The sequence below is a fragment of the Burkholderia sp. 9779_493 genome (genome assembly GCF_015712215.1).
Classification (GTDB): Bacteria; Pseudomonadota; Gammaproteobacteria; order Burkholderiales; family Burkholderiaceae; genus Burkholderia; species Burkholderia cenocepacia.
This window is the reverse complement of record NZ_JACCQA010000055.1, coordinates 22129-34039: the sequence shown is the minus strand read 5'-3', so window position 1 is coordinate 34039 and position 11911 is coordinate 22129. Positions and strand designations below refer to the sequence as shown.

At 65.0% G+C, this 11911-nt stretch carries 10 protein-coding genes and 1 pseudogene; 9 read left to right on the top strand and 2 right to left on the bottom strand.

Going from position 1 to position 11911, the window contains the following annotated elements:
• The 3 genes from H0X95_RS33245 to H0X95_RS33235 form a co-directional block, all read left to right on the top strand.
• On the top strand, window positions 1-614 hold a 614-nt coding region (locus H0X95_RS33245), incomplete at its 5' end, for a DUF2345 domain-containing protein (RefSeq protein WP_230878329.1).
• Complete coding sequence (locus tag H0X95_RS33240) at window positions 592-1590, top strand: hypothetical protein (protein WP_230204555.1); 999 nt, start codon at window positions 592-594, stop codon at window positions 1588-1590. The genes H0X95_RS33245 and H0X95_RS33240, both read left to right, overlap by 23 nt.
• Complete coding sequence (locus H0X95_RS33235) at window positions 1565-2155, top strand: hypothetical protein (RefSeq protein WP_125346673.1); 591 nt, start codon at window positions 1565-1567, stop codon at window positions 2153-2155. The genes H0X95_RS33240 and H0X95_RS33235 overlap by 26 nt, the downstream gene beginning before the upstream one ends.
• 18 nt (window positions 2156-2173) lie before the next feature.
• Here H0X95_RS33235 and H0X95_RS33230 read toward each other — a convergent pair.
• A pseudogene (locus tag H0X95_RS33230) lies at window positions 2174-3713 on the bottom strand (helix-hairpin-helix domain-containing protein); the annotation flags it as partial.
• Window positions 3714-4090: 377 nt separating this feature from the next.
• Window positions 4091-5341, bottom strand: a complete 1251-nt coding sequence (locus tag H0X95_RS33225) for a LysR family transcriptional regulator (protein ID WP_059720903.1) — start codon at window positions 5339-5341, stop codon at window positions 4091-4093.
• 473 nt (window positions 5342-5814) lie between these two features.
• Here H0X95_RS33225 and H0X95_RS33220 point away from each other — a divergent pair, with 473 nt between their 5' ends.
• The 6 genes from H0X95_RS33220 to H0X95_RS33195 all read left to right on the top strand — a co-directional run bounded on the left by H0X95_RS33220 (window position 5815) and on the right by H0X95_RS33195 (window position 11719).
• Window positions 5815-6354: a hypothetical protein gene (locus H0X95_RS33220; protein WP_006498584.1), complete on the top strand. Its 540-nt coding sequence runs from the start codon at window positions 5815-5817 to the stop codon at window positions 6352-6354.
• Window positions 6355-6432: 78 nt separating this feature from the next.
• Window positions 6433-7737, top strand: a complete 1305-nt coding sequence (locus H0X95_RS33215; protein WP_006498583.1) for a gallate dioxygenase — start codon at window positions 6433-6435, stop codon at window positions 7735-7737.
• A gap of 125 nt (window positions 7738-7862) precedes the next feature.
• Window positions 7863-9212 carry an MFS transporter gene (locus H0X95_RS33210; RefSeq protein ID WP_043205976.1) on the top strand — a complete coding sequence of 450 codons (1350 nt, stop codon included), beginning with the start codon at window positions 7863-7865 and terminating at the stop codon, window positions 9210-9212.
• 73 nt (window positions 9213-9285) lie between these two features.
• Window positions 9286-10311, top strand: coding sequence for an amidohydrolase family protein (locus H0X95_RS33205; protein WP_006498581.1), 1026 nt, complete (start codon window positions 9286-9288; stop codon window positions 10309-10311).
• Window positions 10312-10313: 2 nt separating this feature from the next.
• On the top strand, window positions 10314-10997 hold the full coding sequence (gene ligK / locus H0X95_RS33200; RefSeq protein ID WP_059720904.1) for a 4-carboxy-4-hydroxy-2-oxoadipate aldolase/oxaloacetate decarboxylase: 684 nt from the start codon (window positions 10314-10316) through the stop codon (window positions 10995-10997).
• A gap of 14 nt (window positions 10998-11011) precedes the next feature.
• On the top strand, window positions 11012-11719 hold the full coding sequence (locus H0X95_RS33195) for a substrate-binding domain-containing protein (protein WP_059720905.1): 708 nt from the start codon (window positions 11012-11014) through the stop codon (window positions 11717-11719).
• Window positions 11720-11911 lie beyond the last annotated feature (192 nt).

Genomic DNA, 11911 nt, shown 5'->3' with positions numbered 1-11911 from the left:
CCGCCGCGCAACACGTCAACATCGTCAGCGGTCAGAGCACGCACGTGGCAGTGGGGAAGTCGCTGATCGCGAGTGTCGCCAACAAGTTAAGTATCTTCGCTCAAAATGCCGGCATGAAATTGTTCGCCGGTCGCGGCAAGATCGAGGTACAAGCGCACTCAGACAACATCGAGCTGATTGCTCAGAAATCGGTCAAAGTGCTTTCGACGACTGCCAAGGTCGAGGTTGCCGCTGACCAAGAGATCTATCTAACTTCCGGCGGTGCCTATATTCGCATCGCAAATGGTGACATCCAGATCCACGCGCCCGGCAAGATCGATATCAAGGGCACGTCGCACAGCCTCGACGGACCGACCGCGCAGGGTTACGTACTCCCTGGTCTACCCCATGCGGGCGATGTTCCGCGATATCACGAGCAGTTCCACCTGGTCGACGACGACGGCGAGACGGTGTTGCCGCACACACGCTACGAGATCGAAAGCGAGTCGGGTAAAAGGTGGAGCGGCTTCAGCGATGCAAACGGCTTTACTCAGCACATTTATACCGATGAACCAGAGTCTCTTTCTCTGACAGTGTACAAGGAGGTAGATGATGACGGCGACGAAGAAGCGTAAGACGGTGAAGCGCCACGTTAGGCACGCGTCGACGACGAGTGCTGACCAAAATTCCCTAGTGAAAGCCGTCATTCAGAACGACGCCGGTGACTGGGTGCGCCCGGCGACAGGGGACAAGTTCTACATCGACGAAACAACGAAGTTTCCGTCGATCACATTCGAGTTCAAGTCGGACGATCCTCCCCCCTACCAATGGAAGTGGACCATCGTATGGGACGCGCAGGTGAGCCCGCTGAACGAGAAGAAAAGCCGCGGCAAGAAGGTGCGATCGTTTTCGGAGACCGGATCTTTTACCAGCAACGACAAGGTGTGGGATGCGAATCTGAATGGGAAGATTATCGGTGGGAAGCTGTCCGTCGAAGTCAAGGCGGGGTCAACCGAGTTCCGAAGAACTGTGTTGGTCCTCGGAAAGAATCCGGCGAAAGAAGACGTGCTCGCCTACCTCAAGCCGATTCCGAAAACGGTCGGGTTCGAGCTCGTTCTCGATCAAGAGAGTCACTTCAAAAACTTCAGGACGTCTGACAGTGAACCCGTGGTCGCTGGCGACAAGGGTTTCGGTATGACTCAAATGACGAATCCCGCACCGTCGTACGAACAGGTCTGGAGCTGGAAGGAAAACATTAAGGCTGGCGTTAAGTTGTGGCAGCAGAAGCAAACCGACGCGATCAAGCACTTTGACGGGGTCCCCTATACAGAGGAGCAGCTTCGCCGCGAGACATTTTCCAGATGGAACGGGGGTGCCTACTACAAGGTAGATAAGGCGGCAGGGACGATCGTGCGTGACGATGTGATGTGTGACACGCAAACGGGTAATATAGGTTGGGACATGACGAACCCTTCGAACGCCGGGAAAACAGAAGAGGAACTTCGCAAGCGGGACAAGGATGAGTACCCGAAAATGAAGGCCGGCCAAACCAAAGAACATCCATGGAAGTATTCCGGAATCTGCTATGTCGATCATATCTTCGGTAATTAAGTGTTGCGTCTTCGCTGTTGCAGTAGCTGGTGCAGCTAACGCGTTCGCAGACGAGAAAGCACCGACCTCGATTCAGCTGTCGAACGGACGCCAGTTACAGCAAACGGAAGATGGAAAACGGTTGATTGAAGTAGACGCCGCCCATCACCGGACAATCACGGTGAAGTTGCCTACGGCATTTCGTCGGACCGTCGCATCATCGTCCGGCATCGGATTCCCATCGGCGACATCGAAGGTCGTCGACGGAAAGGAATTTGTGCTGGTGGTCGTGAGCCAATCCTCGAGTAACAAGCCAATGGGTTTCTGCGGTGCAGGGGAGGAGAGCACGCTGTATGCGTTGCAGGTCCACGGTAACGCCGCAGCCCCCGTCTATTCGATGCCGGTACAAAGCTGTTTGCACAGCGTGTCTCTCAATGACAACGGGGGCTACCGGTCGCCATGGCTCGCGATCGAGTGGATCGACAATCCGCTCGGGTTCAAAATCACTTGGACCAATATCGACGATGCTGGCAATGCGACGCGCGAGTATCGGTACAACGGAAGTTCGTTTTCGCGTAGCAAGTAGTAGGCGCCGGTCCGAGAATTAGTAAAATTCCCGTGACGTCGTCGGCAGCGCGCCGAGCAACGCGGTCCTGTCGACGAGCTTGCTCGCGATCAGGTGCCGCACCTACCTTCGGCCTGCCACACGCCGTACACGGCCGGCAGCGCAGCGCCGAGCGCTTCCTTCCGAAACTTCTCCAACAGACCGGGCCAGAGGATCACGTTCGCCTGGCCCGTCTCGTCCTCGAGCGTCATGAACAGCATACCGTTCGCCGTGCCGGGCCGTTGCCGAACGGTGACCAGTCCGCACGCACGCGCGAGCTGGCCGCTGCGCAACGTCGCCAGCTGCTCGGCCGACTGCAGGTGGCCCAGCGCGAGGCGATCGCGCAGCAGTGCCAGCGGATGCCGGCCGAGCGTGAAGCCCATCGCGCGATAGTCCGTTACGATCTCGTGGCCCTCCGACGCTTGAGGTAACGCCGGCACCGCGTCGTCGCGTTCGGTGCCGCGCAGTAGATCTCGATCAGGCGCGGCAGCGGCCCCGAGCCAAAGCGCGGCGCGTCGGTTGCCGCCAGCGAGTGAGCGAAGAGCGTTCGCGCGCGCGAGTACCTGAAGGTCGTGCCGATCAAGCTGGGCGCGACGCGCCAGATCCGCGACGTCGGCAAACGGCCGCGCCGCGCGTGCGAGCTCGATCCGGCTTGCGACGTCCTCGCGCATGCCGCGCAACAGCGAGAAGCAAGGCGCACGGGCGCCGACGTCGTCGGCCCTTCAATCGCAGAATCCCATGTGCTCACGTTGACGTCGACCGGCAGTACCTCAACGCCGCGGCGCTGCGCGTCCTGCAGCAGCTGCGACGGCGTGTAAAAGCCCATGGGCTGGCTGTTGAGCAGGGCGGCCAGGAATACGGCCGGTTCGTGTCGACGCAGCCATGCGCTCGAGTAGACGAGCAGCGCGAAGCTCGCCGCGTGGCTCTCCGGGAAGCCGTATTCGCCGAAGCCCTTGATCTGCGCGAAGATCGATTCGGCGAACTCGCGGTCGTAGCCGCGCTCGAGCATGCCGCTCACGAGACGTTCGTGGTGCGGCTCCAGTCCCCCCTTGCGCTTCCATGCCGCCATCGCGCGGCGCAGCTGGTCGGCCTCGCCGGCGGAGAAGCCGGCCGCCAGCATCGCGACCTGCATCACCTGCTCCTGGAAGATCGGCACGCCGAGCGTGCGCGCCAGCGCCTTCTCCACGCCTTCCGACGGAAACATGACAGGCTCCAGCCCCTGGCGCCGGCGCAGAAACGGATGCACCATCCCGCCCTGGACCGGGCCCGGCCGCACGATAGCGACTTCGATCACCAGGTCGTAGAAGCACTGCGGCCGCAGGCGCGGCAGCATCGACATCTGCGCGCGCGATTCCACCTGAAACACGCCCATGCTATCCCCTTCGCAGAGCATGTCGTAGGTCGCCTTGTCCTCGGCCGGGATGTCCTGCAGTTCCAACGTCTCGTCGCGCTTCTCCGAGATCATGTCGAGCGCGCGGCGCACCATCGACAGCATGCCAAGCGCGAGCAGGTCGATCTTCAAGATCCCGAGCGCTTCCAGGGTCCTTCTTATCACGACGGCACGATAGCGTGCTCAAACTCAGGTTTTGAACAACGTGTTACCGCGACCGACGGCGCTGCAACGACGTCGCGAGGGAGTTGACATCGCTCTTCGCAACGCCGCGCTCGGTGACAACTTTAATTCGCGGCGGGCAAATTCTTGAATTCACAAGGGTTCGCAGCTCTTGGGTGACTGCGAAATGGCGAAGTGACATCTTTACTTCGCAAACGGTGACAACTTTATTTTGGCCTACGTCGGCGAAGCGAATCACCGCAGTAGAGATATCTCCCCCGTCCAACAATTTGCCTGCGATCTCCCGTTCCTGAAACCGTTCATGTGCGATGCCGGCGTACTTTACGGCGAGCGCGGAGACACGTTCACCGTCCACGTTTAGCGTGCGGCGTGCGTGCGACCTCGGTCGCCACCACGCGAATCGCGTCGATCAACGCGCGCGCGGCCGGCGACGGCGGGCTGCCGGCGCGCGTCATCAGCCCGATGTCCCGAGTCGTTTCGCGCAGCGGCACATCGAGCACGACCAGCAGCCCCGCTTCGCATTCGTAGTGCAACTGCTGCGCGGACAGCACCGCGAGCATGTCTGTGTGCAGCAGCAGGCTGCGTATTATCGCAAGGTCGGCGCTCTCGACCGTCGGCATCGGCGGCTTGAGTTTCATGCGCCGGAACAGCGACTCGAACAGCCCGAGCGCGGGCGAGTGGCTGCGCGGCAGGATCCATTGCGCACCGGCGAGGCTCGCGAGCGTGAGGTTGCGCACGCCGGCGAGCGGGTGATTGTGGCGCGCGAGCACGACGAGGTTCTCGGACATCAACCGTTCGTTCTCGAGGTCGTTCGCCGGATCGCTCGCGCGCAGCGCGCCGAGGATGAAGTCGATGTCACCCGCGCGCACGCCGGCGACGAGCGCCTCGTACGCGCTTTCGTCGGTGATCACGTGCACCTTCGGAAACCGCGTGACGACGCGCGCGATCGCTTCGGGCAGCATCAGCGTGCGGCCGAGCGGCAGCGCACCGACGGTCACGACACCCTGGATGCTGCCGTGCAGCGCCGCGACGTCGTCGGCGACGTGCCGCAGTTCGTTCAGCGCGCGCCGCACGTGCAGCAGGAACGTCTCGCCGTCGGCCGTCAGCAGCAGGCCGCGCGGATGCCGATGGAACAGCGCGAAACCCGCGCCGCTCTCGAGAATCCGGATCGCGCTGCTGACGGCCGGCTGCGTGACGCCGAGCGCACGCGCGGCGCTCGGCATGTGACGGTGCCGCGCGAGCGTCGAGAACAGCAGGAGTCGCCGCGTGTTGAGCAGGTAAGCCGGCAGGCCGCCGTCGGTCGATGCGCGGCGGCGCGACTGGCGCAGCGCACACCAGTTCGCGAGCGCGCCGAGTTCGGCGATCACACGCTCTGCGCGCTTGAGCACCGCACGGCCGACCGGCGTCGCCAGCATGCCGGACGGCTTGCGGTCGAACAGCGCTTCGCCGACGGCCGCTTCGAGTTCCTGCACCGCGCGCGTGACGGCCGACTGCGCGCGAAACAGCGTCGCGGCGGCGCGGCTCACGCTGCCCGTTTCGGCAACGCGCTGCACCGCGTACAGGCAGGCGAGATTCGGAAGGTCGGTGTTGTCCATGGGTGTTCGGGCGGTGTGCGTCGCGGCGGCCGAGCATACGGCATACGTGCATCCGTGCGGCCTGCGCCGGCGGCGCAGCGGGTTGAACGACTTTACCGGAACGGCGGTCGCGGAGCTTGCGTCGTGCTTATCGGCCCATCTGTTTTATTTATCGGATGTGAATCGCCGAGCGACCGGCTGCGGCTCGCTCGCCGCCGGACGCGGCCGCGCGAGCGCCATATCCGGCGGGCTTCCGGGCCATCGGCGACGCGGTGCGCGTGCCGGTTGAGCGCTTGCCGGATATGCGGCTACGTCGGGTTATAAGGGTTTACCCTAAATATATTGCCCCGGCCGCGACTGAGTAATTTCAATCCCGGGAGCCGCAAGCACGCGGTTGCCGGCGCATCGGGCCGCCATCTGATTCATTGTTCGTCCGATCACGAAAAGGGGCTGGCGCGTGGCGCGGCACCTCCAACTACGAGCGAGGCAGCGTAATGGGACGACAGCACATCATCGGAGCACGCGAACTGGCGGACGCATCGGCGGGCAGCACGCCGCTTTCCTACACGGTACGCGCCGGTATTCGCGGCGGGTTCGCGGGCGCGGTGCTGATCTGGGTCTACGAGGCGCTCGTGTGGGTTGGCACCCAGCACCTGATGCCGCTCGCCGGCATCCCGCGCAACGCGACGGGACTCGTGTTCGGCAGGGCCGCACAGGACGCGCTCGGCATCGGCGCATACTTCATCGGCACCGCGATCCATTTCGCGTTCGCGCTGTCGTGGGGCATCGTGTTCGCGGCGATCTGGCCGTGGTTCCGCCGGCGCGGCTTCGAGGCGACGTTCGTCGCGCTGTTTTTCGCGATCGTCGCATGGATCGTGATGCACGCGCTGATCATGATCGCGTCGAGCAATCATCCGAACTATTTCGACCCGAACGTGATCATCGGCGGGTTCATGTCGCATTTCGTGTTCGCCGTTCCGCTCGCGCTGGTCGTCAAGCGCAGCCTTGCGCCGCAGCCGCACGGGCGCGCGTAGCGAGCGAACGCGCACGCATTCAATCAGCAACGGCCGGCGCGGCCGGACCGCATCAGAGCATCACGAAGGAGCATTGGCATGGCACGGATTATCGGAGGCATCGCGGCCTCCCACACGCCCACGATCGGGTTCGCGTTCGACAAGAACAAGCGCGACGATCCCGTCTGGGCGCCGATCTTCGAAAACTTCGCGCCGCTGGCCGGGTGGCTCGCCGACAAGCGTCCCGACGTGCTGCTGTTCATCTACAACGACCACGTGACGTCGTTCTTCTTCGATCACTATTCGGCGTTCTCGCTCGGCGTCGGACCGCAGTGGCATCCGGCGGACGAAGGCGGCGGCGCGCGCGACCTGCCGCCGATCGCCGGCCACCCGGCGCTGGCCGCGCATATCGGCCGGTCGCTGATGGCCGACGAGTTCGACATGTCGTTCTTCCAGAGCAAGCCGCTCGACCATGGCTGCTTCTCGCCGCTGTCGGTGCTGTGTCCGCACCGGCCCGACTGGCCGGTGCAACTGGTGCCGCTGCAGATGGGCGTGCTGCAACTGCCGGTGCCGTCCGCGCGCCGCTTCTACCGGCTCGGCCAGGCGCTGCGCCGCGCGATCGAAAGCTATCCGGAGGACCTGCGCGTCGCGATCGTCGCGACCGGCGGGTTGTCGCATCAGGTGCACGGCGAGCGCTCGGGCTTCAACAATCCCGAATGGGATGCGCGTTTTCTCGATCTGCTCGAGCGCGATCCCGAGCGCCTGGCCGGCATGCCGCTCGGCGAATACGCGACGCTCGGCGGCTTCGAAGGCGCCGAGGTCGTGATGTGGCTCACGATGCGCGGCGCTTTGCCGGCGGGCGTCGTGTGCCGCCACCGCAGCTACTACCTGCCGTCGATGACGGGGATCGCGACGGCCGTGTACGAGCCGGCGGACACGGAAGTCGACGAGGCGGCGGCAGAGCGCCACCGGCAACGGATCGCGGCCGAACTCGCCGGCGTCGAGCAACTGCCGGGCACCTATCCGTTCACGATCGAGCGGGCCGTGCGCGCGTACCGGATCAACGACTATCTGCACCGGATGATCGAGCCCGCGCATCGCGCGCAGTTTCTGAGCAACCCCGAAGCGAGCTTCGCGGCCGCGGACCTCAGCACGGAGGAGCGCGACCTGATCCGCCGGCGCGACTGGCTCGGCCTGCTGCGCTACGGCGTGATCTTCTTCCTGCTGGAGAAGCTCGGTGCGGTGACGGGCGTATCGAACCTGCATATCTATGCGGCGATGCGCGGCGAATCGCTGGAGGACTTCCAGCGCACCCGCAACGCGCCAGGCGCGCTGTACTCGGTGGCCGGCAAGAGCGCGGGGCCGCTCGGCTGGGACGGCGCGGACCAGCCGGTCAACACATAGCGAAGACGAGGGCGCGCGCGAGATCGCCGCGCCTGCGCGACCGGACTGCCGGAAGCGCAACGGGCCATATAAATAGGATGACGAATCGACTGATCGATCGTCGCCAAGGAGACAGGAGAGTCATGATGGCAGGTGGAAAGACAATCGACATCAAGTCGTTCATCGACGAGCGGCCCGTGTCGCGCTACCAGTGGCTGCTGGTCGTGCTGTGCTGCCTCGTCGTGATCGCCGACGGAATGGACGTCGCGATCATGGGATTCGTCGCACCGTCGGTGATTCGCGACTGGGCGATCTCGCGTCCCGAGTTCGGGCTGGTGATGAGCGCGGCGCCGATCGGGCTCGTGATCGGCGCGCTGCTGGCCGGTCCGAGCGCCGACCGGTTCGGGCGCAAGCGCGTGCTGATCGCGTCGGTGTTCCTGTTCGGCGTGTTCACGATCGTGACCGCGCACGCGCATTCGCCATTCGAGATGGCGGTGCTGCGGCTGCTGACGGGCATCGGACTGGGCGCGGCGATGCCCAACACGACGACGCTGCTGTCCGAATACGCGCCGCAGCGGATGCGGGCGCTGATGATCACCGTGATGTTTACAGGCTTCAACCTCGGCTCGGCGCTGATCGGCTTCGTCGCCGGCTGGCTGATTCCGCTGCACGGCTGGCGCGCGGTGCTGCTGTTCGGCGGCGCGCTGCCGCTGCTGCTGATTCCGCTGCAGCTGTGGCTGTTGCCCGAGTCGGCGCGGCTCCTGGCCGTGCGCGGTGCGCCGCCGCAACGCATCGGTGCGCTGCTGAACCGCGTGTGCGGTGCCCGGTTCACCGGCGACGAGACGTTCGTGTCGAGCGAGCCCGCGCTGCCGACGCGCAAACCGATCGGCGTGCTGTTCTCGCAAGGCTATGGCCGCGTGACGCTGTCGCTGTGGATCACGTACTTCATGGGGCTGCTCGTGATCTACCTGTTGACCGGCTGGCTGCCGACGCTAATCAAGGATGCCGGGTTGTCCGTCAGCACGGCCGCGAACGTGACCGCGATGTTCCAGATCGGCGGCACGATCGGTGCGATCGGCGTGGGCTGGTTGATGGATCGCGTGCGGCCGGCGCCGGTGATCGGCGTCGCGTATCTCGGCGGCGGGCTGTGCGTTGCCGTGCTCGCCTGGGCCGGTGCGTTGTCGTCGTCGCTCGCGCTGCTGGTGTTCGCGGCTGGCTTCTGCATGAGCGGCGCGCAGACCGGGCTGAATGCGTATGCGCCGGGCCGCTATCCGACCGTGGCACGCGCAACAGGCGTGAGCTGGATGCTCGGGATGGGCCGCTTCGGCAGCATCTTCGGCTCGGCCATCGGTGGTGCGCTGCTCGGCTTCGGCTGGAAGTTCGACGCGATCCTGTCGATGCTCGCGGTGCCGGCCACGCTGGCGGCCATCGCGATCATGACGACGCAGCATGCGGCCGTGCCCGAACCGCAGGAACTCGAAAACCCGGCGCACTGACGCACGTCGCACACCGCCATCCGGCGCGGCGGTCGGCAGGGTGCCGGACACTTTATCCAATGCAGGAGCATCAATGATCATCGATATCCACGGTCACTACACCACCGCGCCGAAGGCGCTGGAAGCGTGGCGCAATCGCCAGATCGCGGCGCTTGGCAGTCCGTCGGAGCAACCGAAGGTGGCCGAGCTGAACATCAGCGACGACGAACTTCGCGAATCGATCGAACACAACCAGTTGCGGCTGATGCGCGAGCGCGGCCTCGACCTGACGATCTTCAGCCCGCGCGCGAGCTTCATGGCGCATCACATCGGCGACTTCGCGGTGTCGAGCACGTGGGCGGCCGTGTGCAACGAGCTGTGCCATCGCGTCCATCGACTGTTTCCCGATCACTTCGTCCCGGCCGCGATGCTGCCGCAAAGCCCGGGCGTCGATGTCGCGACCTGCATTCCCGAGCTCGTGCGCTGCGTCGAGGAATACGGCAACGTCGCGATCAACCTGAATCCGGATCCGTCTGGCGGCCACTGGACGAGCCCGCCGCTGTCGGACCGCTACTGGTATCCGATCTACGAGAAGATGGTCGAGTACGACATTCCCGCGATGATCCACGTGAGCACGAGCTGCAACGCATGCTTCCATACGACGGGCGCGCACTACCTGAACGCCGACACTACGGCGTTCATGCAGTGCCTGACCTCCGACCTGTTCCGTGATTTCCCGACGCTGCGCTTCGTGATCCCGCACGGCGGCGGTGCGGTGCCGTATCACTGGGGACGGTTCCGCGGGCTCGCGCAGGAGCTGAAGAAGCCGCTGCTGAAGGACCATCTGCTGAACAACGTGTTCTTCGATACGTGCGTGTATCACCAGCCCGGCATCGACCTGCTGACCGGCGTGATTCCGGTCGACAACCTCCTGTTCGCGAGCGAGATGATCGGCGCGGTGCGCGGCATCGATCCGGAGACCGGTCACTACTACGACGACACGAAGCGCTACATCGACGCATCGTCGCTCGATGAGCAAGCGCGTCGCAAGATCTACGAAGGCAATGCGCGGCGCGTGTATCCGCGCCTCGATGCGCAACTGAAGGCGAAGGGGTTTTGATCATGACTGAACTCGGTGTGGTGTACCGCACGATCCAGCGTGCGGACCAGGATGTGGCGGCGCGGCTCGGCGCGCTCGGCTCGGCGACGGTGCACGAGGCGATGGGCCGCACGGGGCTGCTGAAGCCCTACATGCGGCCGATCTATCCGCGTGCGCAGGCGTCCGGCACGGCCGTCACGGTGCTGCTGCACCCGGGCGACAACTGGATGATGCACGTCGCAGCCGAACAGATCCGGCCGGGCGACGTGGTCGTCGCGGCAATCACCGCAGATTGCACGGACGGCTATTTCGGCGACCTGCTCGCGACGAGCTTCAAGGCACGCGGCGCGCACGCGCTGATCATCGATGCCGGCGTGCGCGACGTCGCGGTGCTCGAGGCGATGCAGTTCCCGGTCTGGAGCAAGGCGATTTCGGCGAAAGGCACGATCAAAGCGACGCTCGGTTCGGTGAACGTGCCCGTCGTATGTGCGGGCGCGCTCGTTCACCCCGGCGACGTGATCGTCGCGGACGACGACGGCGTGGCCGTGGTGCCGGCCGCGCGCGCGGCTCAGGTGCTCGAGAAGGCGGCGGCCCGCGAAGCGAACGAAGCGGCGAAGCGCGCGAAACTTGCGTCCGGCGTGCTCGGCCTCGACATGTACGACATGCGCGAGCCGCTGCGTCAGGCCGGCTTGCACTACATCGACTGATTCAGGGGGACGCGATGATGCAGACACCGGAAGCGGCGCTGGCCGTCACGGGCATCTCGTCGATGGCGACGCGGCCGGTGCTCGCGCGGCTTGCCGCCGCTTACGAGCGCGACACCGGCGCGCGCGTCGCGATCACGTCAGTCGGCGGCGTCGACGCTGCGCGGCGCGTGCGCGACGGCGAGCCGTTCGATGTCGTCGTGCTCGCGTCCGATGCGATCGAGCGGCTTGCGGCGGACGGTCATGTCGAGCCGGGCAGTCGCGTGGACGTTGCGCGCTCGGGTATCGCGGTCGCGGTCGCGAGCGGTGCGCGGCGGCCGGACATCGGCACGGAAGCCGCGTTGCGCGATGCGATCCTGGGCGCAGGCCGGATCGGCTATTCGACCGGGCCGAGCGGCACGCACCTGACGCGTCTGTTCGCCCGCTGGGGCATCGCCGACGCGATCGCACCGCGCATCGTGCAGGCCCCACCGGGCGTGCCGGTCGGCGCGCTGATCGCAGCCGGCGACGTCGAGCTCGGCTTTCAGCAGACGAGCGAGCTGATGCACGTGCCGGGCGTCGCAATCGTCGGTGCGCTGCCTGACGCCGTGCAGGCGGTGACGGTGTTCGCCGCCGCGGTCTGCGCCGTCGCGCACGATCGCGTGGCCGCGGCGCGGTTCCTCGCGTATCTGGCGTCGCCGCAAGTCGCGCACATCAAGCGCGAACACGGGATGGAGCCTGCATAAGGCTGACGCGGCCGGTCGATAAACGAATTGGATGGGATTCGCCTTTCTTCGCAACGGGCTTGCGCATCGATATTAGTTATGCTGATGAAGCAGTGAGTGGTGATCCAGCTCATACGATCTATCGAAGAATCAATACAACGTCGCCGCGTCGTCCGGCCCGGACGAGCGGCATATCCAGCAGAAAGACAGGAG

Bases quoted from the DNA above. Each gene is read 5' to 3' on its own strand.
- H0X95_RS33240 (WP_230204555.1), top strand. From the start codon at position 592: ATGACGGCGACGAAGAAGCGTAAGACGGTGAAGCGCCACGTTAGGCAC.
- H0X95_RS33220 (WP_006498584.1), top strand. From the start codon at position 5,815: ATGGGACGACAGCACATCATCGGAGCACGCGAACTGGCGGACGCATCG.
- H0X95_RS33215 (WP_006498583.1), top strand. From the start codon at position 6,433: ATGGCACGGATTATCGGAGGCATCGCGGCCTCCCACACGCCCACGATC.
- H0X95_RS33235 (WP_125346673.1), top strand. From the start codon at position 1,565: ATGTCGATCATATCTTCGGTAATTAAGTGTTGCGTCTTCGCTGTTGCA.
- H0X95_RS33195 (WP_059720905.1), top strand. From the start codon at position 11,012: ATGATGCAGACACCGGAAGCGGCGCTGGCCGTCACGGGCATCTCGTCG.
- H0X95_RS33210 (WP_043205976.1), top strand. From the start codon at position 7,863: ATGGCAGGTGGAAAGACAATCGACATCAAGTCGTTCATCGACGAGCGG.
- ligK (WP_059720904.1), top strand. From the start codon at position 10,314: ATGACTGAACTCGGTGTGGTGTACCGCACGATCCAGCGTGCGGACCAG.
- H0X95_RS33225 (WP_059720903.1), bottom strand. From the start codon at position 5,341: ATGGACAACACCGACCTTCCGAATCTCGCCTGCCTGTACGCGGTGCAG.
- H0X95_RS33205 (WP_006498581.1), top strand. From the start codon at position 9,286: ATGATCATCGATATCCACGGTCACTACACCACCGCGCCGAAGGCGCTG.